Origin of the sequence: Endozoicomonas sp. SESOKO1 (assembly GCF_024606265.1) — a bacterium.
GTDB lineage: Bacteria > Pseudomonadota > Gammaproteobacteria > Pseudomonadales > Endozoicomonadaceae > Endozoicomonas.
This window is the reverse complement of sequence record NZ_JAHHPP010000379.1, coordinates 25,219-46,427: the sequence shown is the minus strand read 5'-3', so window position 1 is coordinate 46,427 and position 21,209 is coordinate 25,219. Positions and strand designations below refer to the sequence as shown.

19 protein-coding genes are annotated in these 21,209 nt (G+C 49.1%); 13 read left to right on the top strand and 6 right to left on the bottom strand.

What is annotated here, in order from left to right:
- Positions 1-4: 4 nt before the first annotated feature.
- On the bottom strand, positions 5-787 hold the full coding sequence (locus KDK13_RS17240; protein WP_257286225.1) for an ABC transporter ATP-binding protein: 783 nt from the start codon (positions 785-787) through the stop codon (positions 5-7).
- 2 nt (positions 788-789) lie between these two features.
- Entirely contained in the window at positions 790-1,908 is a 1,119-nt protein-coding gene (locus KDK13_RS17235) for an ABC transporter permease (RefSeq protein ID WP_257286224.1), read from the bottom strand.
- Between the two features lie 162 nt (positions 1,909-2,070).
- Between KDK13_RS17235 and KDK13_RS17230 the strand changes: the two genes are divergently transcribed.
- Entirely contained in the window at positions 2,071-3,405 is a 1,335-nt protein-coding gene (locus tag KDK13_RS17230) for a hypothetical protein (RefSeq protein WP_257286223.1), read from the top strand.
- 30 nt (positions 3,406-3,435) lie between these two features.
- On the opposite strand, the gene argR is transcribed toward KDK13_RS17230, so the two are convergent.
- Complete coding sequence (argR, locus tag KDK13_RS17225) at positions 3,436-3,894, bottom strand: transcriptional regulator ArgR (RefSeq protein WP_257286222.1); 459 nt, start codon at positions 3,892-3,894, stop codon at positions 3,436-3,438.
- A 220-nt stretch (positions 3,895-4,114) separates the two neighbouring features.
- Here argR and KDK13_RS17220 point away from each other — a divergent pair, with 220 nt between their 5' ends.
- The 5 genes from KDK13_RS17220 (at position 4,115) to KDK13_RS17200 (ending at position 8,093) form a co-directional block, all read left to right on the top strand.
- A complete protein-coding gene (locus KDK13_RS17220; RefSeq protein ID WP_257286221.1) occupies positions 4,115-4,855 on the top strand; it encodes an ATP-binding cassette domain-containing protein in 741 nt (246 codons plus the stop codon).
- Positions 4,856-4,905: 50 nt separating this feature from the next.
- The gene (locus tag KDK13_RS17215) at positions 4,906-5,682 is read left to right on the top strand and encodes a transporter substrate-binding domain-containing protein (RefSeq protein WP_257286220.1); all 777 of its coding nucleotides are present in this window, start codon (positions 4,906-4,908) and stop codon (positions 5,680-5,682) included.
- 2 nt (positions 5,683-5,684) lie between these two features.
- Entirely contained in the window at positions 5,685-6,404 is a 720-nt protein-coding gene (gene artQ / locus KDK13_RS17210; protein ID WP_257286219.1) for an arginine ABC transporter permease ArtQ, read from the top strand.
- On the top strand, positions 6,401-7,072 hold the full coding sequence (gene artM / locus KDK13_RS17205; RefSeq protein ID WP_257286218.1) for an arginine ABC transporter permease ArtM: 672 nt from the start codon (positions 6,401-6,403) through the stop codon (positions 7,070-7,072). Before artQ ends, artM begins: the two co-directional genes overlap by 4 nt.
- A 127-nt stretch (positions 7,073-7,199) precedes the next feature.
- Positions 7,200-8,093, top strand: coding sequence for a D-hexose-6-phosphate mutarotase (locus KDK13_RS17200; RefSeq protein WP_257286217.1), 894 nt, complete (start codon positions 7,200-7,202; stop codon positions 8,091-8,093).
- A gap of 68 nt (positions 8,094-8,161) precedes the next feature.
- On the opposite strand, the gene KDK13_RS17195 is transcribed toward KDK13_RS17200, so the two are convergent.
- Positions 8,162-8,788 (bottom strand): TetR/AcrR family transcriptional regulator, encoded by a 627-nt coding sequence (locus KDK13_RS17195; protein WP_257286216.1) that lies wholly within the window; start codon positions 8,786-8,788, stop codon positions 8,162-8,164.
- 129 nt (positions 8,789-8,917) lie between these two features.
- On the opposite strand from KDK13_RS17195, the gene KDK13_RS17190 reads away from it, so the two are divergent.
- The 6 genes from KDK13_RS17190 (at position 8,918) to KDK13_RS17165 (ending at position 15,147) form a co-directional block, all read left to right on the top strand.
- A complete protein-coding gene (locus KDK13_RS17190) occupies positions 8,918-10,936 on the top strand; it encodes an NADPH-dependent 2,4-dienoyl-CoA reductase (protein WP_257286215.1) in 2,019 nt (672 codons plus the stop codon).
- A gap of 306 nt (positions 10,937-11,242) precedes the next feature.
- Positions 11,243-12,211 carry a hypothetical protein gene (locus tag KDK13_RS17185; protein WP_257286213.1) on the top strand — a complete coding sequence of 323 codons (969 nt, stop codon included), beginning with the start codon at positions 11,243-11,245 and terminating at the stop codon, positions 12,209-12,211.
- A gap of 33 nt (positions 12,212-12,244) precedes the next feature.
- Positions 12,245-13,252, top strand: a complete 1,008-nt coding sequence (locus KDK13_RS17180; protein ID WP_257286211.1) for a hypothetical protein — start codon at positions 12,245-12,247, stop codon at positions 13,250-13,252.
- Positions 13,253-13,605: 353 nt separating this feature from the next.
- Positions 13,606-13,806 (top strand): hypothetical protein, encoded by a 201-nt coding sequence (locus tag KDK13_RS17175; protein ID WP_257286210.1) that lies wholly within the window; start codon positions 13,606-13,608, stop codon positions 13,804-13,806.
- Positions 13,807-13,946: 140 nt separating this feature from the next.
- Positions 13,947-14,801: a hypothetical protein gene (locus tag KDK13_RS17170; RefSeq protein ID WP_257286209.1), complete on the top strand. Its 855-nt coding sequence runs from the start codon at positions 13,947-13,949 to the stop codon at positions 14,799-14,801.
- Between the two features lie 214 nt (positions 14,802-15,015).
- On the top strand, positions 15,016-15,147 hold the full coding sequence (locus tag KDK13_RS17165; protein ID WP_257286208.1) for a DUF2237 domain-containing protein: 132 nt from the start codon (positions 15,016-15,018) through the stop codon (positions 15,145-15,147).
- On the opposite strand, the gene KDK13_RS17160 is transcribed toward KDK13_RS17165, so the two are convergent.
- Positions 15,144-15,596 carry a bacterioferritin gene (locus KDK13_RS17160; protein ID WP_257286207.1) on the bottom strand — a complete coding sequence of 151 codons (453 nt, stop codon included), beginning with the start codon at positions 15,594-15,596 and terminating at the stop codon, positions 15,144-15,146. The two genes, KDK13_RS17165 and KDK13_RS17160, sit on opposite strands and share 4 nt — an antisense overlap.
- Before the next feature lie 280 nt (positions 15,597-15,876).
- On the opposite strand from KDK13_RS17160, the gene KDK13_RS17155 reads away from it, so the two are divergent.
- The gene (locus tag KDK13_RS17155; RefSeq protein WP_257286206.1) at positions 15,877-20,133 is read left to right on the top strand and encodes a hypothetical protein; all 4,257 of its coding nucleotides are present in this window, start codon (positions 15,877-15,879) and stop codon (positions 20,131-20,133) included.
- A gap of 30 nt (positions 20,134-20,163) precedes the next feature.
- Here KDK13_RS17155 and KDK13_RS17150 read toward each other — a convergent pair whose 3' ends face one another.
- Positions 20,164-20,937 carry a hypothetical protein gene (locus KDK13_RS17150; protein ID WP_257286205.1) on the bottom strand — a complete coding sequence of 258 codons (774 nt, stop codon included), beginning with the start codon at positions 20,935-20,937 and terminating at the stop codon, positions 20,164-20,166.
- Positions 20,938-21,209 lie beyond the last annotated feature (272 nt).

Genomic DNA, 21,209 nt, shown 5'->3' with positions numbered 1-21,209 from the left:
ACCTTCACTCGTCTGCATACTCACCTCCTCCGGCGCCTCTGGAAAGAAACTCTCGGACCACGTCGTGTTTACTGTGGTTAAGCATATATTCGGGAGACCCGGTATCCAGCTGGGTTCTGGTGCTGGCATCGAGGTAGACCCCATTGCTGCCAATGGCAAAAATACTGGCCAGCTCATGGGTGACGATGACGACCGTAGCACCGGTTGAATCTCTTAACTGCAAAATCAGGTCATCCAGCCGTCTGGCACTGAGGGGATCCAGTCCAGCCGAAGGCTCATCAAAAAACAGGATATCCGGATCCAGGGCAATGGCTCTGGCCAACCCTGCACGCTTGCACATACCACCACTGATCTGGGATGGATAAAAAGCTTCAAAACCGGCCAGCCCCACCAGCGCCAGTTTATAGTGCACCATATCCCGAATATCCTTACTTGTCAGTGTCGTATACTGTTCCAGTGGCAGGGCAACATTTTCTGCCAGTGTTTTATCACTGAACAACGCTCCCCCCTGATAGGTAACGCCCCAGCGTTTACGCATTGCCAACTGCTGCTTTGCAGTGGCGGAAAAGTAACTCTGCCCACTAAAAAGGATTTCACCCTCTGCTGGCTCATAGAGTCCAATCATATGTTTCAGGAGCGTGCTCTTGCCACAGCCACTGCCCCCCATAATGACAAATACATCACCTTTGCTGATTTGAAAATGCAGGTTGGACTGAATCAGGTTACTACCATACTTCATGGTCAAACCACAGGCTTCAATCACCACTTCCTGTCTCAGCTGACTCATGCTCAGATTCCCAGGTGATAAAAAAGGATGTTCAGCCCGGCGTCTGCCACCACCAGATATATAATGGCCGTCACTACCGCATTGGTAGTCGCCTGACCTACTGCTGCAGATGAGCGACCACAAGCCAGGCCAGCACGACACCCGGCCATGGCAATCAATACAGCGAAGATAAAGCTCTTGAAAACACCGGTCATGATATCCCCGGATGAGATAGCATCCCTGAGCTGGTAAAGGTACATCAACCAGGTAATATCCATACTGGTAGCGACCAGGCCACCACCAATCATGCCCAGAATATTGCTGTAAAGACAGAGCAGGGGAATGGTCAGGATCAGAGCCAGCGTCCTTGGTAACACCAGGTAATCCATGGGTTTTATACCCAGCGTTATTAATGCATCAATCTCTTCATTCACCTGCATGGTGCCCAGCTGGGCGGCATAGGCGGCACCGGTCCGACCGGACATGATCACCGCCGTCATCAATGCCCCCATTTCACGCACCATGCCAACCCCCACCAGATTGGAAACATAGACTTCGGCACCAAACTGCCGCAGCTGGACCATGCCAAGGTAAGCAAGAATCATCCCGATCAGAATACTTTGCAGCGTGATAATCGGCAAAGCAGAAGGACCGGACTGATGGCAGAAGTTAATAATATCTGACCAGCGGGCGGATCCTTTACGGGATAACCAGTAGCACAGGGACAGTGCCAGATCGCCGGTAAATGCCAGCAGCTCCATCGACTCATCCCCCAGGCGGGCGACCCGGTTGATCAGGTGATGAAACAGGGATTGGTGTCTTTGTGGTAGCGCCTTATTGGGAGGTACGGTATTAGCAAGCCTGAACAGATCGCCTACATCCTCAGGCATACCACTGAGATCGAACTGGCATTGGGAGGATTCAAGCATTCGCTGGCAAGCCAATAGCCAGGCCAGCAGTCTGGAGTCCCATGAAAAGTCATCACCGGTAATAAAGGCAACGGCTTTTAATTGACCACAATCCAGCAAGGCAGAAAGCTGATCCAGGGCTGGCAAAACACCACTGACCGTCCAGCTTCCCCGCAGGGTTATCACAACAGTCGGGTCAGACACTTTAGCAACGGTCAGTGTCGCCTGATTCATACTTATCAATGCCCTGAAAAAGGCCTAATAATAACAGGAAAACTCCACCAGTAGGCAAGCCTGCCAACTAAGTAGCTACACCGGGAACTATTTGCTCCTTATGTTTTCTTAATTAGTTCATACAATATCGAAGTAAGCTTCAATCAAGTAACGCTCGCAATTATGGATCAAGCATCAATAACATCAATAGTGGTTGCCTCGTGCTGGCCACAGTACAACCCTGCCCCCCAGGCCGAACGCCCGTTGTGGTTGGGTCGTGAAACAGAAAGTATCAATCCACTCGAAACAAAGGTATGTACTGATACCACTGCATCAACGCACCTCACTGTCTCATCCGTGTGGACTCCTACCTCATCAGAGCTGGAAAAAATGGGCACAGTAGCCTTTCACGACATATCTGTTGCTCCTGACAACGGCCCCGGGCTTGACGAAGAGCCAATATGCGAAGCTATTCTGCAAATAGTCAAAGGCAGAAAGTATATTGTTCTATCAGGGACAGATGAACCACCGTCTCCAAGTACGTTAGGGGGAACGCCCCTCATTGACAATCCCGCGCCCATTGATAAGGGTGAGTCGGTCAGAAAAAACGCCACTCTGACGCAAGCCATTTCCAAATGCATTTCCAAATGCAAAGTGGATAAATTGCGATCAGATACCACCAGTGTTGGCCAGGCTCCTTCAGCCAAAGCAATACCCGCATTACTTGATATACCCTCTGTCAACCACTCGGCCATTATAAGGACGCTCAGGGCGCTGAGGGGAAAGAAGGTAACCGCTAACTTTGAATACATCAAAGATGACCTTAGTTCAGGTTTTGCCAGCATTTCCCCCAAGGGGAGTTTGTTGTGCATCCAGGTATTCTTCAAAAAGAATTTAGCCACACAGGGAATAGCGGCAAAAATACTTCAGAAAAATTACGTACTATCCGGTAACCTGATATTTGATGATAAAGCAATGATTAAGCGAGTTACCTCAATGCCTGCCTGGTGCTTTATGAAAGAATCGCGGCAACATATTTCCCCCAACCCCCTTTGTCTTGCCCAGAACAGTATAAAAATTTTTAAAAAAGAGCCACCAAGAGAACTTATAAAATACCTTTACTTAACCAAGGATCAGAAGGAGGTTTATGATGTAATTTCATCACTGTTTAACAAACAAATTAATACCGATATTGTCAGCCTGAGAAATACCCCAAAACCGGAATTCCCACTATCGGGACAGGCGTGTTTTTATCTCAATACCGGACGATTACTTTTTATCAGCTTCAAAATCCCTGCTAATGAAGTAGCCTTGGGAATAGAGCCGTCCGTCTACCTGAAACAGGGTAAGATTCGAGGCCGATTGAGATACGACGAAAAATGGTTGTTATCCCAAATATCCAGAAATTCACCATTACTTTACTCATCGCCCCCCAAAAAAATTCCGGATGATAACAAAATCTTTTTTCCAGCCAGTAGCGTATCACTGTATTTTGACGAAAAAAAAGCCTCTGAATAATACCCATATTTCAACAGCAAACCGGCAAACTCAGTTAAACATCCCAGAAATACTCAACGTAATCTCTTCAATCTCCTGAACACTGGCGGGGACGACAAGAATCGTGTCATCCCCCGCCACACAGCCCATAATCCCACCTTTCACCCCAATGGAGTCCAGAAGCCTGGCAATCATCTGGGCGGCACCCGGGCTGGTTTTGATCACAATCATGGACTCATTATGGTCAACTTCTTCAACCAGGTCTTTTACCGCGATACTGGAATCCATCTTACCCAGCTCAGGGGGCAGGCAGTAGACCAGTTCATTCAGTGCATTGCGCGCCCGGACCGCACCAAAACGGCTGAGCATGCGGGATACTTTGGACTGGCTGATATTGTCAAACCCCTGCTCCTGCAGAAGAGTGACAATCTGGCTCTGGGAGCCGCAGCGCTCTTCTTTAAGCAACTGGCGGAAAGAACGAACCAGGGCATCCTGTTTTTGGCTAGTCATAGTCGTCTAATAACCTTTCAGGAAAATGCTGCCTGCCGATTTGCAATAGACCGAAAGCCTTCAGTGACGCAGCATTTAAAAAAAAACAGTTCTGAAATATGCGGCAATTATAGAGCCTAACCACAAAGAAATGAATTTTTATTCACTTTTTTGTTGATTTTATCTAACCCATGCCGGACAATCTTTCATAAATCGCAACCGGCAAAAGAAGATTCAGGCAATGGGCATCGCAGTACAAAGCCTAAGCAAATCCTTTGGTGGCCACCAGGTACTAAGGGATATCAGCTTCAGCATCAGTAAAGGAGAAACAACGGTATTACTGGGTTCCAGTGGTGCGGGAAAAAGCACACTGTTACGCATGTTGAACCTTCTTGAGAGTCCGGACCAGGGCTCTCTCCACATAGCCGATATGGCATTCAGCTTTCCACAAAAGAAATCGCCGTCTTCCAATGCATCGACAAAAGCCTGCCAGCTGAGACGCAAAGTCGGCATGGTTTTCCAGCAGTATCATCTGTGGCCTCATATGACGGTTCTCGAGAATCTGATGGAAGCCCCCGTTCAACAGGGTATGTCAAAAGCAGAGGCCCGGGACAAGGCCATGGGACTGCTGGAACGGATGGGCCTGCCGGATAAAGTCAACGCCTGGCCCTCGTCCCTTTCCGGTGGTCAGCAGCAGCGGGTAGCCATTGCCCGGGCGCTGATGCTCTCTCCGGAAGTATTATTGTTTGACGAGCCCACCGCCGCACTGGACCCGGCCATTACCAACCAGGTTGTGGAGATTATCAACGAGTTGCAGGCTTCTGGCATTACCATGGTGGTGGTTACCCACGAAGTCGACTTTGCCCGGAAAATTGCCAGCCGCGTAGTCTATCTGGAAAACGGGGAAATTGTCGAGCAAGGAACTGCCGAACGATTCACTGCCCCACAAACCGGTGCATTTAAACGTTACCTTCAACATTGATTCGATCCAACCACTGCTTTCAAGAACAAGCTGTCTGTAAGGAAAACCCGATGAAAAAAATAGTTGCTACTTTCGCTCTGGCCAGTGCTGCTTTCGCCTCCCTCTCTTTTTCCGGGATAAGCCAGGCTCAGGAAACCATTCGTTTCGGTATGGAGGCGACCTATCCTCCTTTTGAGTTCTTTAATGAAAAGAATGAGCTGACCGGTTTTGACGTTGAACTGGCTAATGCCATCTGTGCCGAACTGGATGCCACCTGTGAGTTCAACAACCAGCCTTTTGACAGTTTGATCCCGGGCCTGAAATTCCGTCGGTTTGATGCTGTCATTTCCGGTATGGATATCACACCAACACGAATGGAACAGGTCGCCTTTACCCAGCCTTATTATGAAAACTCAGCCATCTTTGTGGCTGGCATCAGTAATGATTTTAAAGACGCCAAAGATCTGATTGGTAAAACCGTCGGTGTACAAAATGGGAGCACCCATCAGGCCTACCTGATCGACAAACTGGAAAAGCAGGGCTTGAAAACCCGCCCATACGACAGTTATCAAAATGCGTTGCTGGACATGACCAACGGCCGGGTGGATGCGGTTTTTGCCGACACAGCGGTTGCCCGTGAGTGGCTGGATCAGCAGGGAAAAGGTCAATACCGAACTGTGGGGGAAGAAGTAAAGGACGCCAATTACTTTGGTATTGGTATGGGCATCGCGGCCCGCAAAGGGGACCCACTGGTTGAAAAACTGAACAGGGCACTGGCCCAGGTAAAAGCGAGCGGTGTTTACCAGCAGCTGCATGCCAAATATTTCAACTCTTCGGAAGTGAGGTAACAGTGGGCCTGACCACTCTCTTCGCCGAAGCGACCGTGATGACCCTGGGACTGGCCCTGTCATCACTGGTTCTGGGCCTGTTAATGGCCCTCGCTTTTTCGCTTGCCGAACTCAGCCGCTGCAAACCCCTTGCGCTTGCCACCAGCACAGTGGTTGCCATATTGCGCGGACTTCCGGAAATTCTGGTGGTCTTTTTCATTTACTTCGGTTCAACCCATGCACTTTTCCTGTTAACGGATGAGTTTATTGAAATCAGCCCGTTTGTTGCAGGCACTATTGCCCTGTCGTTAATTTATTCAGCCTACGCCTCACAAACGCTTCGCGGCGCTTTTATGGCTGTCCCCAAAGGACAGACCGAAGCAGCGGTAGCACTGGGTATCAGTCGCTTTCATTGTTTTTTTCGCATCATTCTGCCGCAAACATGGCGTCATGCCCTGCCCGGCCTGGGCAACCAGTGGCTGGTACTGCTGAAAGATACGGCACTGGTTGCCCTGATTGGTGTCCATGACTTATTACTCCAGGCCAGGATGACCGCCGCCAGCACCTATGAGCCATTTACCTGGTATGGTATTGCCGCCTTGATTTACCTGGCAATTACCCTAGTCAGCCAGAATATACTGGAGCGCATGAAGTCCCGCTCTAATCGACACCTGACATCCAGTCACAGCGTGACAGAAGGGCCTGTTGAAAAAACCGTAAGCCCTGGTGAGGCCACAGCATGAATATGGACTATTTACCCGAACTGCTGAAAGGTTTTGGCACCACACTGGAACTGACCCTGGTCAGCCTGTTTACCGGACTGATGCTGGCCATCCTGTTCACCATCGTGCTTTCCCTGAAAGTAAGGGCACTGAGCTGGCTGGTCAAACTTCAGATTCTGTTGTTTACCGGCACGCCATTGTTGATCCAGATATTTCTGATTTATTACGGTCCGGCTCAGTTTGATGTGATCAAAAACAGCGTCTTGTGGCCCTGGTTAAGCCAACCCTGGTTCTGTGCCATGCTGGCCCTGGCCCTGAACTCGGCGGCTTATTCCACCTTGCTGTTCAAAGGAGCCATCGATGCTGTGCCAAACAGCGACTGGGAAGCCTGTATGGCGCTGGGCATGACCCACAGACAGGCACTGCTGCGGGTTATCCTGCCCCATGCCGCCCGTCGCGCGCTGCCTGCCTATGGCAACGAAGTCATTCTTGTGATGAAAGGCTCATCCCTGGCCAGCACCATTACACTGATGGATCTGATGGGCTATGCTGCCAGACTGAACGCACAAACTTACGACACATTAACCGTGTTCACCATGGCCGGCCTGATTTACCTGACCATGACAGGTGTTCTGACATTACTGATCCGGTTGATGGAACACAAAGTCCTGGCATTCAGTCGCTCCTGATGGCTTTTCTTTGAACCACAAAGATCACCCGGAAGCAGAAAATCATTTCTCTGCGCTCTATATGACCCCTGTGGTTCAACCCATGCCCTAAACTCCTGAAAGCGCGAACGTTAATAGGGTTTACCCGATGCTGTCCAATGACATGATTTTTGAAGAAACACTGACCCCTTTCATTGCAAGGCATAGCATGAATGGTCTGCCCATTCTGAAAATTCAAAGTCCATCGTGTGAGGCGGCAATATCTCTCCACGGTGGCCAGCTGATTCAGTTCAAACCGTCCGGGCATCAGGACGTTATCTGGCTCAGTAAAAAAGCGATCTTTTCACAAGGCAAAGCGATACGTGGTGGCGTTCCAGTCTGCTGGCCCTGGTTTGGCCCTGTTAGCACTCCTTCACACGGATTTGCCCGAATCAGCACCTGGCAGTTGCTGGATCACGAGGAAAATGGGCTGGCGACAACCATTCGTCTGAAGCTCAGCGCCTCCAGAGAGACCCATGCAATCTGGCCCCATGACTTCAGCGCCGTTCTGACCTTTACCCTGGGAGAAACGCTGTACATAGAGCTGGAAATGATCAACACGGGCGACAGTCCCTGGCAATGGAGTGGCGCTCTGCACTCCTACTTCAATATTGCCGAAGCAACCGAAACCTGGATTACCGGAGCCGGCACTTCCTATATTGACAACCTGCAAAATGATCTGCCCTGTGAAACATCAGAAGCCCTGATCATCAATCAACCTATTGACCGGATATATTCGGCCCCGGATGAAACCATCGCAATCCATGATCAAGGTAACCAGCGCATTATCCATGTCAGTAATAAAGGCCATAACTCGGCCATTATCTGGAACCCATGGAAAGACCTGAGCAGAAGTATGGGGGATATGAGTGACGATGGTTATGAGACAATGGTTTGTGTTGAATCAACCCGCTATGGGAAAGATCTGGCATCAGGTGTACTGTTGATGCCCGGTAAAAAAAGTACGTTGAGTACTCTGGTCAGCGTTACCGCTGAAAAATAACCAATGACCCGAGACAACCAGGCTGTGATACACAAACGCAGCCTCTCCACCGTGGGAATGTACTTTTCTTATACCGTTGCCGCTGCCAGAATCATTTCCACGGCACTGTCCGACATGGCATCAATGGAGTTTCTATCCAGGTAAATACCATCGTTCAATAAACGACTCATACCATGCAGCATGCTCCAACTCACCTGGGCAAGACGCAGACAATCAATAGCTTTTGATGGTTTTCCCTTATCCTGCCCCTCTTCCAACTCTTTTACTAACAGCCGGATAAGGTATACATAGTCCTGAAAACAGGCAAAAGAGGCTGCTTTCAGACTCTCCGTCGGTTCACCATTTTTCCAGACCGGGCGACCAAACATCAGGTCGTACTCCTCAGGATGCTCCCGGGAAAGATCCAGATAGGAATGAACAAAAGCCTTTAACCAGCGATTCATATCCACAGACTGTTCCCGCATCAGTTGTGCAAAATGTGCCTGCCACTTCTCAAAACCCTGCTCGGCAATGGCACAGAGCAGTGCATTTTTATCTTTAAAATGATGATAAGCCGCCGTTCTGGAGACCCCAACCCGTTCGGCCAGAGTGCGCATGGAGATACCATCCACCCCCTGCTCGCCAATCATCCGGGTTGCCTCTTCGAGCAGTTCCTGATGAAGGTTGCCATGGTGGTAGGGTTTTCTGGCAGTCATATGTCGTTTAATACCTGTCTGCTGTTTGCTACAAAAGATGTTCAATGCAAAATATCTTGACAGTGTCAAAATACCATTTTATCTTGACAGCGTCTAGATAAGGCGTCGGATCACAAGAAGGATTATAAAATGACTACTCCTTACCCACATCTTCTGGCACCGCTGGATCTGGGTTTCACCACGCTGAAAAACCGGGTTCTGATGGGTTCCATGCACACCAACCTGGAAGAACAGCCCAACGGTTTTGAACGACTGGCGGCTTATTTTGCCGAACGCGCAGTCGGCGGTGTTGGACTCATTGTAACGGGCGGTATTGCGCCGAACCAGGAGAGTGGGGGTATGCCCGGCGCTGCCACCATGGAAACCATGGATGATGTAAAGCACCACCGGGTGGTCACTGATGCTGTTCATCAGGCTGGCGGTAAAATCTGTATGCAGATCCTTCATACCGGTCGTTATGCTTATCATCCGAAAAGTATTGCCCCCAGTGCCATTAAGGCCCCGATCAACCCTTTCAAGCCCAAAGAGCTGAGCTCTGATGAGATCGACGTGCAGATCGAGGACTTTGTCAATGCTGCCGCCCTTGCCAAAGAAGCAGGTTACGATGGCGTTGAAATCATGGGCTCAGAAGGCTACTTCATTAACCAGTTCATCGTTAACCGTACCAACCAGCGACAGGACGACTGGGGTGGTGAATACCATAAGCGCATTCGCCTGCCCGTAGCCATGGTCAGTAAGACCCGGGAAAGAGTTGGCCCGGATTTCATCATTATTTACCGCCTCTCCATGCTGGATCTGGTGGAAGGCGGCAGTAGCTGGGATGAAATCGTACAACTGGCCAGGGAGATTGAGCAGGCTGGTGCCACCATTATTAACACCGGCATTGGCTGGCACGAAGCCCGCGTCCCCACCATCGCCACAATGGTGCCAAGAGCAGCCTTTACCTGGGTAACGGCAAAAATTCGCAACGAAATCAATATTCCGGTCATTACCTCCAACCGGATCAACATGCCGGAAACCGCAGAAGACGTTCTGGCCCGTGGTGATGCAGACATGGTGTCCATGGCCCGTCCAATGCTGGCAGATGCCGAGTGGGTCAACAAAGCGGCTGAAGGCAGAGCTGATGAAATCAATACCTGCATTGGCTGCAACCAGGCCTGCCTTGACCATGTCTTTTATCTGAAACCCGTCAGCTGTCTGGTAAACCCCAGGGCATGCCATGAAACAGAGCTGAACTATCTGCCCACCAGCGAACCCAAGAAACTGGCTGTTGTGGGAGCAGGCCCTGCCGGCATGGCATTTGCCACCACTGCTGCCTATCGTGGTCATAACGTCACGCTCTTTGACGCAGCAGACAAAATTGGTGGACAGTTTAATATTGCCAAAACCGTACCCGGTAAAGAGGAGTTTGAAGAAACCCTCCGCTACTTCAAACGACAGATCGAGCTGACCGGCGTCGAGCTGAAACTCAACCACAAAGTAACGGCAGAAGCGCTGGAAAACAGTGACTTTGACGAAGTCATCATCGCCACCGGTATCACCCCCAGGAAGCTGGAGTTGGACGGCATTGATCACGTCAAGGTTCTGAGTTATCTGGATGTATTCAAGGGTGCACCTGTCGGCAACAAGGTAGCTGTCATCGGTGCCGGTGGTATTGGTTTTGATTTGTGTGAACTGATTACCCAGGAAGGCCCATCCAGCAGCCTGGATATTCCTGCCTTTATGAAAGAGTGGGGCGTGGATATGACACTGGTAAATCGCGGTGGCCTGCTGACAGAAAGCGAGCACCCGAAACCATCCAGAGAAGTCTTTCTGCTGCAGCGGAAAAAGAGCAAACCCGGTAAAAACCTCGGCAAAACCACCGGCTGGATTCACCGCTCATCACTGGCTAACCGGGGGGTTCGTATGATACCAGCCTGTGAATACCATAAAGTTGATGACCAGGGCCTGCATCTGTCCATTGCCGGGGAACCTCAAGTACTGGATGTAGATACCATCGTAATCTGCGCAGGCCAGGAGCCCATGCGAGAACTTGCAGATAACATCAGCGGCAAGCCAGTTCACCTGATTGGCGGCGCGGATGTGGCTGCGGAGCTGGATGCCAAGCGGGCAATCAACCAGGGCTGCCGACTGGCTGCTGACATTTAATACGCCCTCTTAACCAGTAAAGGGAGCCTGGCTCCCTTTACCTTCTATAGGAGGATCTCCCTGTTCTTTTCCTTCCACCATGAACCACCAGTCTCAGGACAAATGACGATTGGTACAGGCATCGGCTCCTATAGGAACCGACTTCATTGCCTTGCTCATCCACCAGGTGCTGGCTTGCGAAGATTTTTACATCGATATTATTGGTTGACATTAATATTGAGGGATATTGAGAGATATGTGTGAAAGGCCGGGAACTTTATATAAAAAAGAGTGGTCGAATCTGCAGTTCACTAACGCCGTAATTCAATGAATACATTCAGATTATATTCAAATAGTACTCCTGCCCTTTCAAATTTTCAGGGTTTGCCAGGGGCGCATACGATACCAACTGACACTTCCAGTTCAGAGCCAGGCATAGCTGGCTATTCCACGAATATATTTCATTCATTCTTTAATAAATATTTAAATCAGGCAGAAACAGATCAGGTTATACCAATTACTATACGTTCACTTAAAGATTTTTCAATTTATCCTATTCCCTCTACGGAAAATGAAATACTGCTTCCTCCGTTTTATTCTCAAGAAGTTCTTGACGAAATTGCACCTTGTGACCTTAACAGTAAAATTGTTAATGATGATTATCCATTCATTGATTCAACCTCAGAAAACTATCACCCAATTGCTCAGAAATCCCCCTCGGTAAATGCATCAGTCAGTTTTTCTCAGCCATCACCCAGTCCAGTTGTTAGTCCAGTTGTTATAGTTGGTCCGTTGAATAAAGACACGCAACAGCAAATGAACAGGGGAATGGTAAAGTTTAAACCAACTGAGCCTTCTGGTTCCCGGGAACCTCTGCCCCCTGTACCTGGAAAGGTGCGCACGTCTGGAACAGGCAATGCGGGCAAAACCAAATACGCTGCATCCGAGAAAGCTAAGGCGAACAAAGCCAGATATGCCGCATCCGAGAAAGGCAAGGCGAGCAAAGCAAAAAGCAATGCCAGGTACCGCGCATCCATAAAAGGCAAGGCAAGTCAGGCGAGATACGCAGCATCGGATAAGGGCAGGCGGAGCCTTGCCATCAGAAATAAAAAAACAAACACCTATCATTCAGCCCTGATAAGAGGCTTTAGTAAAGAAGTAGCGAGAGAAATAGCAAAGTCGGCAGCTGATGTAAAAAAAGCAGAATTATTATCAGAACCCCCTCCTTCCCCCACGCCTTTCAGTTACCTGACTGAAGAAATATTTTCAATCCCGATCGAACCTGTCTCACCCTGAGTGAAAAGTCAGCAAGCAAAGGAAAAAGAGTTTATGAAAAGTCTTTCGCAAGACTACAGTCCTGCTTCTTCTGCTCAATTAAATGAAGTTGCTGATCCCTTTCTTTATTTTCAAGATACTTTTTTTTCTGAATCTGGAATATCAGTCAGGGCACTTTCCCGTGAAGTAGTAGAAGCCGCAAATATTCTTTGTTCGATGTGCACTGATAAACCAATCGGAAATGACCTTCATCAGACAACGGCGCTTTTTCATAATCCATTTGATCATCCCAGGCTGGAAAAAAGATCAATAGCCATCGTTGATAGCCATACTGCAGGAGATCAATCACAATGCTTACCAATTGTCAACAACAACCTTCACCCACCTTTAGAACTTGCCCGTCAGGTTACCAGCAATCAGGGTCGTACTGATATTTTTTCCAAGTCAATTGATTTAGCCCGGTCAAGCGTTGGAAAGTCAGATGAAAGTCACTCCCTGACACTGGAATGCCAAGGGGAGCATCATGACGATTCCACTTATGCTGAGCGACAAAGGCAGCATAGAAAGGAGCGCAACCGGGAGCGCTATCGGAATGATCCTGCTTTCGCAGAAAGCATAAGGGAGCGCAACAGGAAGCGCTACCAGAATGATCCCGCTTTCGCAGAACGCCAAAGGTGTCGCATCAGGGAACGGCAAAGCAAGCTTCGCAAAGATCCCGCTTACCTTGAGCACCAGAGAAAGCTGGAAAGAGCGCGCCAACAGAATAATCCCGATTATGCAAAGCGCAACAGGGGGCGATACCAGAATGATCCCGCTTATGCAGAGCGCCTGAAAAAATACAACAAAGAGCGTTATCATAATGATCCCGCTTACGCTGAGCGCCAAAAGGAGCGTCAAAGAGAGCTTCGTAAAGATCCCGCTTTCTTGAAGCACGAAAGGGAGCGCCGAAGGAAGCGTTACAAGAATGATCCCGATTTTGCTGAACGCGAAAGGGGGCGACAAAGGGAGCGCTACCAGAATAGCCTTCAATTGCGTAAAACACCAAAGAGTGCACCAAAATAAAGGGCCACTTGCCCGGAACGCCAGGGGAGCGCTAACAGAATGATTCCAATATTGATTCACCAATACTTGACAATCCAGCTGATTTTATCGGAACTGATATTTCTGACATACCACAATCACTACTTGATGAATATGTCCCCTGGAATCCTGATCATGACACCGATATTGATGCACAATCATCAACTGCAATCCATTCGGATCCAGAGTATCAGCTAACGAACACTCATGCAGCACCCTCTGGCCTACCGGATTTACCACCAGTTGCCGTAGTTAACCCGCCAGACCAGACGACAAGTGATAATCAGACGCCCCACGCTGAAGAAGGCATTGGTGAGGGCAACTCATCAATAATTGTGCGTTCAAAGGTGAGGCACCAGAGTGATCCTGATTTTGCAGAACGCCAGAGAAAGAAGAGAAGGGAACGTTACCAGAATAATCCCGCCTCCGCAGAGCGCCAAAAGCAGCAACAAAAGGAACGATACCAGAATGATCCCGTTTATGCAGAGCGCAAGAGAATGATAGAGAGGGAGCGCCACAAGAATAATTCATTTTAAGCCGGGTCAAAGCATTTATATAGCTCTCACAGCAAATCTTTATAGTTGGTTAACATAAATTTTGAATGGAGCGTGAATAGAAGGAACTTTTATAAGATGAAGAGGTCTTAAGCTGGAGTTCAGTAACTCAATAATTATTAATGGATAACCCTGCTTTTCCCGTTCTGATAAGTGTAGCTCCTGACAGCTCTTCTTATTTGCATGGTACTGGCTTTTCCGATTCTGGTATATCAGGCCAGGCCTTCTCCCGTGACGTTGTAGAGGCAGCGAATATTCTATGTGCCATGCGTACCGATAAAACTGCCAACAACTGCTTTCAGCAGTCAACGATGCCTTTTGATAATCGTCTTAATGCTCCCCGGCTGGAAAAAAGATCGATAGTCATCGCAGGAGATCATACTGTAGATCAATCACTTGATTATACGGTTAGAAATGAGCCTGTTAATAATGATCACTCCCCCGGATACATTCCCGCCAATGAACGTTTTTCAATCCAGTCTATTTTAAGTTCAGGGCAAGCAACCTCACAAAATTCACTGATTGAGCACAAGATTGAGCACAAAAAGAAGCAAAAAAAATGGCGCTACCAGAATGATCCTGATTTCGCAGAGCGCCAAAAGGCACGCCAAAGGGAACGCTATAGGAATGATCCTGATTTCGCAGACCGTCAGAGGAAGTACTTGAGGGAGCGGCAGAGAGCGCTTCGCAAAGATCCCGCCTACAACAAACGCCAAAATGAACTGAAAAAGGAACGCTACAGGAATGATCCTGATTTCGCAGAGCGCGAAAGAGTTCGCAAAAGACAATATCATCAGAATCCCGCTTACAAAAAACGCCAAAGTGCTCGCCTGAGGGAGCGCTACCACAGCGATGCAGCCTTCGCAGAGCGCCTGAGGGAGCGCCAGAGAAAGCGCTACCATAACAATCCCGATTACGCAAAGCACCAGAAGTCTCCCAGGCCACAATGCGTTCTCTCAAATGGACTGGTGCAATGAATAACTGTATAAAATCTGACTCAGTAACCAGCCTGCAGTACCCTGCGATTGACGCAAGCCAGGAAGTGTTTTTAACGAATAAAGCGGTCTCCATTTTTCGATGCCACACGGTTACAACGATTGACAATAAAAATACCCTGTTATTGGACGTCAATGATACAAGCACCACCATATTCAAAGATGGCCACCGGCTCACCAGTATTAATTTTCATACATGTCTATACACTGGAAAGAGGCGCTTGAACACGATGAAGCGCCTCCGGTTTATATCCGGGCCACTCATATCAATACCTTGAAGGAAATTGAACTCACTGTATTGAAGCGGTTCGCCATTGATCTTTGCTAAACGACACTGGCGATCGCCCCCGGTTTCCTCAACATTTTATCGATGTCGCCTATATGAGTTTCTTCATCAGCAATTAAGCGACGAGCATACTCTTCGACCACAACCAGCTTACTTTTCTCAGCAACCTCCAATAGATCGTAATAGTACTTTACACCCTGCTTTTCAAAATCCAGGGACTCCATAAGGATGTCGTGAATATCATGTTTTGAGGTTTCCAGAAGACCACCAATGCCAAGAGATGGATGCTCCCCCAGGTAAGTGATCATTTCACCGGCTTCATACGCATGATTCAACGTTTCTGTTGCTGCTGAACGAAACCACCCGACAATAGGAATCCGGCTATAGCCAAAAACCATAAAGCTATAGTGACTGTATCGAACAACCCCTGCCAACTCATGCTCCAGAATCTGGTTCAACTTGGCCACTACGGCCTGCTGCTCAGCGGACATAAACACCTCATCTCAATGTCGTATTTGCAGGGAAGTATAGTCAGAATTATCAGCAAACCAGTTAACCCGGATGATTAAGGTTGCTTTCCGGTTGGCATTGCTGACAGGTGAATGGTGGAAAAAAGAAAGCAGGTTTTCTCTGGCCACAGGAAAGGAATTCAGGCACTGACACAGGTCGGCCCACAATAGCGGGAAATGTTTGTCGCTCCCCCTGACACACCATAATGGAGTGAACCTAATAATCATTTAGCGGTCAAATCACGGTATTTATAGTCTATGTGTGCAGGGTTTTATTCTGAAAGCAACCGCATCCTCCCACCCGAAGCGTGCTGGCTGTGCTGCCCCACAAGCTGGCGCAGGCAGGGTTCCCAACGGCAGTACGTTTAACGGCAAATTTAACGGCAAATTTAACGGCAAAAGAGTCTCAAGCCATCCGTCTTATAGAACTGCCGCCTCTACTCCAAACGATGGCAAGCATCTTGAAAACGCCTTCTGGAATAACAGGCAGTTGCAAAGACGTAAAATCACCCCGGCTGATGTGCTTACTGCCTATAGAAAAGATACAACGTCACTGAGAGGTGGCTTCTTCCTGCAAAAACTCTGCTTACAGCACATTCTACACGACAATAGAAAAGTAACCCCGGATCAGGTCATTCAGGAATTCAACCGGGTGCCGGACCGGTATAATAAGTACAAACTGGCCATAGCGCGCTTCAAAGCGGAATGTTGCCTGAGGGGCCTGTCGCTGAATCGCCAGCAGGTCACACCGGATATGGTGGTTAAGGCTTTCCCCGATAGTCCGGAAGGCAAACTGGGGATAACGCGCTTTCAGGAACAATGTTGCCTGAAAGACCTGCCGTTGGGTGGCCAGCAGGTTACACCGGCTATGGTGGTTAAGGGTTATCAGGGAGCCAGGGCAATACTGGAACTGGCACGCTTTAAGGAACAGTGTTGCCTGAGGGGCCTGCCCTTGAATGGCAGGCTGGTTACACCGGATTCGGTGGTCAGGAGTTTCCCGGATAGTCCGCAGGGCAAACTGGGGGTAGCGCGCTTTAAAGAACGATGTTGCCTCAGGGGCATGCCGTTGGATGGCCAGCAGGTCACACCGGAGGCGGTGATTAAGGGTTTTCAGGATAGTCCGGAAGACAAACTGGGAATAATGCGCTTCAAAGAGGAATGCTGCCTGAGGAACCTGCCATTGAATGGCCAGCGGGTCACACCGGAAGCGGTGGTTAAGGGGCTTCAGGCCGCCTGGGCAATACTGGAGCTGGCACGCTTCAAAGCAGAATGCTGCCTGAGGGGCCTGACGTTGAATGGCCAGCCGGTCACACCGGATTCAGTGGTAAAGAGTTTCCCGGATAGTCACGAAGGTAAACTGGGTATAGCGCTCTTTGAGCAGCAATATTGTCTGAGTGGCATGTTCTTGAATGACCAGCAAGTCACACCGGAAGCGGTGCTCAGGAATTTCCCGGATAGTCCCGAAGGCAAACTGGGGATAGTGCGCTTTATGGGACAATGTTGCCTGAATGGCCTGTTGTTAAATGGCCAGAAGGTCACACCGGATGCAGTGCTTAAGAATTTCCCGGATAGTCCGGAGGGTAAACTGGGGATAGCGCGCTTCAAGGCGGAATGTTGCCTGAGGGGCCTGCGGTTGGCTGGCCAGCTGGTTCCTCCGGATGCAGTGGTCAAGGATTTTCAGGCAGCCAGAGTCCCCCTGGAGCTGGCACGTTTCAAGCAGGAATGTTGCTTCAGAGGCCTGCTGTTGAATGGCCAGCAGGTCACACCGGATGCGGTGGCCAGGAGTTTCCCGGGTAGTCGGGAAGGTAAACTGGGCAGAGCGCACTTCAAGGAACAATGCTGCCTGAAAGGGCTGTTGTTAAATGGCCAGCAGGTCACACCGGATGCGGTGGTCAAGGATTACCCGGATAGTCCGGACGGTAAACTGGGCATAGCGCGCTTCAGAGAGGAATGTTGCCTGAGGAGGCTGGAGTTAAATAGCCAGCAGGTCACACCGGATGCGGTGGCCCAGGATTTTCAGGCTATTAAGGCAACACTGGAGCTGGCGCGTTTCAAAGCGGAGTGCTGCCTCAGGGGGCTGGAGTTAAATGGCCAGCAGGTCACACCGGATGCGGTGGTTAGGGATTTCCCGGACAGTCCAGAGGGCAAACTGGGGATTGCGCGCTTTAAGGAAGAATGTTGCCTGAGGGGCCTGCCGTTGAGTGGCAAGCAGATCAAACCGGATACGGTGGTTAGGCATTATCAGGAAACCAGAGCAAAACTGGAAATTGCCCGTTTCAAGGCAGAATGCTGCCTGAGGGGACTGCCGTTGAATGGTCAGCAGGTCACACCGGGTGAGGTGGTTAAGGATTTTCAGGCAGCCAGGGCAACGCTGGAGCGGGCGCGCTTCAAAGCGGAATGTTGTCTGAGGGGACTGCCGTTGAATGGTCAGCCGGTCACACCGGATGCGGTGGTTAAGGATTACCCGGACAGTCCGGAAGGCAAACTGGGGATAGCGCGTTTTAAGGAACAATGTTGCCTGAAGAGCCTGCCATTGAATGGCCAGCTGATCACACCGGATGCCGTGGTTAAGGAATTCCCGGATAGCCCGGAAGGCAAACTGGGAATAGCGCGTTTTAAGGAACAATGTTGCCTGAAGGGCCTGCCATTGAATGGCCAGCTGATCACACCGGAGGCGGTGGCTTTGGATTATCAGGAAGCCAATGCAACGCTGGAGCTGGTGCGCTTCAGGGCGGAATGCTGCCTGAGGGGCCTGACATTGAATGGCCAGCAGGTCACACCGGAGTCGGTGGTAAAGGATTACCAACGCGGTGGCTGGTTACTCGAAAGAGCTATTTTTTACTCCCTGCTGTCATTGAGTGCAACAGAATTGAATGGCAACTATCTGGATAACAGGGACATATTAAATGCGTTTAATGAAGCACCCGGGAATCATTCAGCAAGACAAGCCAGATACCTGATGCAAAAGGTGAAACAACCCCAGTGGTACGATGAAACGGACGAAGCCCAGGATTTACTTCAGGAAGCCTGGCAAATCCTGAACAATGTACTGGTTAAAGATGAAGAGCACTACCGACTGCAATCCATATTGACATTCATGGCCATGAATCATGAGCTGACAATTGATCATCATAGGGTATCAGCGGAACAGGTATTGCGTTCCATCAAAATACTGAGACCCTCATTTCAGAACTCACGCATTCATTTCTTCTTCCTGGCACACTGTTATATCACCAACCAGCCAGTCCATGGGCAACAAATCCATAAGGTCCAGGTTCTGGGGTGTCTCCAGGGTTTTCCAGAAGGAAGCAAGCTTCGCCATGGTTTAGGTTGCTGGCTTGAAATATGGAGCTCCGAAGCCAACATAATGGATGAGTTACTGTTTACACGAGAAAGTGACGTCTATGGACATAGAAACCGCCTACCCGACGTGGTCCCCGATTCTGAGAGCACTGGTCGAAGAGCAAAACCGGTAAAAGTCTCCGCTGTCAGTCCTGACATGGAAAGTCCATTCCCCTGTCAGATCAGGGAATACCGGGATAAAACAGAAAATACACCCGCCACTCAGGCCGTTACCGCCAGTGCGGCGCAAACCTTTAAGCCATGGTCAAAAACAGGTGAACCGGGTTTTCCGGATGAACAGGTTCCGCGATTAAATGCCCTGACGTTGAAAGCGCTGGAGATTATTCAGGAAATCAATGGGACCTATAGCACTCCTCGCCTACTGATTACCGGTTCATTCGCGCGTTTTTTACAGCACCTCTGCTCAACATTTAAAGATATTGACATTATCTGTATGACCGAAGAGTCTGCCAGAACACTCTTTGCAAAGCTGCAGGCACTTAACACCAGCCAGGATTCAGAAATCCCCAAAACCATAATCATCTGGCCAATCCCGGGATGTCAGGCGATCAGGCTCCCAAAAGCCTACAATATTCAACTCAAAGACGGTGATTTAGGTACCAAAGCCATGGGGTTTCAGGTCAGTATTGACGCCAGACTAACCTGTGAAAATGCAGCAAGACTGGCCGTTCGGGTTCCCGGCGTTGAGAGGCCGGTATGGCATTTGTCGTTTGCTGAAGAAACTCAATTACTAAACGATACCCTGCAACACCTCGTTGATAACCTTGATCCGCTGACAGAGCAGTTGCTAAACGGAGCAGTATTTGACTTACCCCGAACCATTCTTTTTAACAAACCCCAAAACAACGGGGAACGTATCTATGGATTGCTGATACGCTCCCTGCTTACCCTGAATAAAGCCAGGCATTTCATCGCTCTGCACTCTCAGGGAAAAACCGGAAAACCAGACTGCCAGAGTAACCAGCTTCAGAGAGAACAACAACGACTTCACGCACTTACCAGGAATCTGCAAATGAAACTGCATAGCCATGTTTGTCGTAATGACTTTGAGTGCAGAGTTAGCAGCTGGCTATCGGCTAATCAGCATGTTAATGACTACCAAGCCAGAAGGAAGGCCTTTATCGAAGTACTGCTTGCGATGATGCATCCTCAATAAGGTTCTCCGGGTTTCGCGACAGCCTCCTGGTTACTGTTTTTTCCTTTTCACTCTAAGGTTGGCTCTGATGCCATAGACACTCATCTCGATATGTTCCACTACCATAAAGTCATTGCCAGAAGTGATAAAACGGTGCGTGCGATCAAACATGTAGTTTTCCGAGCTGTGATTAAACTCCAGGTATTCACCGCTAAGGGCAATAACAACATCATTCATGGTACGGGGCAGCACATCTTCGGATACGTTGATAACGATCTTTGAGTCAGAATCAAGTCGGATTCTTCCAGTGGCCTTAAGCAGGGGCTTATTCCTATTATAATCATCCTGAAAATAATTCAGGTCTGTTATGGTGATATACGTGGTTCCTCCGGAGCCATTAAAGTCAGCAACGACGGATCCTTGCTCAAACGATAACGTACCTTTATTCGTTACATTACCGCTGCTGTTCATCACCCCAAGGGATGCTACCGCTCCCATATTATTGATAAAGTGCCCATCACTCCAGTAACTTCCGGCAGTGAGTGTTCCCCCATTGGTGGCCGTCAATGTACTTCCGGAAATATTCAGCCCCCTGGAGACATTAACTGAGCCACCAGCTCTATTGGTAAAAGGACCGTTGACATTCATATTTCCATCTACGTTGAGTGAGCCAGCGTTATCGATACCAGCAGACTCATAATTTTCGCTCACAGAAAGCATATTGCCCCGGACCATGACATCTTCAGCCGTCACCGGGGAAGCCAGCGCAACGGATAGCCCGGCCATAACAATTAATCTGAGAACTGATTTTTTATGCCTATCCATAGCTTTTATATCCTTTAAACAATAGAAATTTGCCCACACTTTCCTGTCGACAGGGCCGGGAAGAAATTTAAAGGGAGTACCAAATCAGCCCCCACTTACCCGCTCACTGGATGATTATTCAATTTCTCAGTTACTAACCACTGAAAATGAATCGCCGTTTCCTGAATTTTATTTACAAGAAAAGCTTGATGTTATTGTACCAGATGGTTATACCAGTGAACCTTCTGAAGATGATTTTGCACGTAAGGATTCAACCTCAACAAATTGTCAAA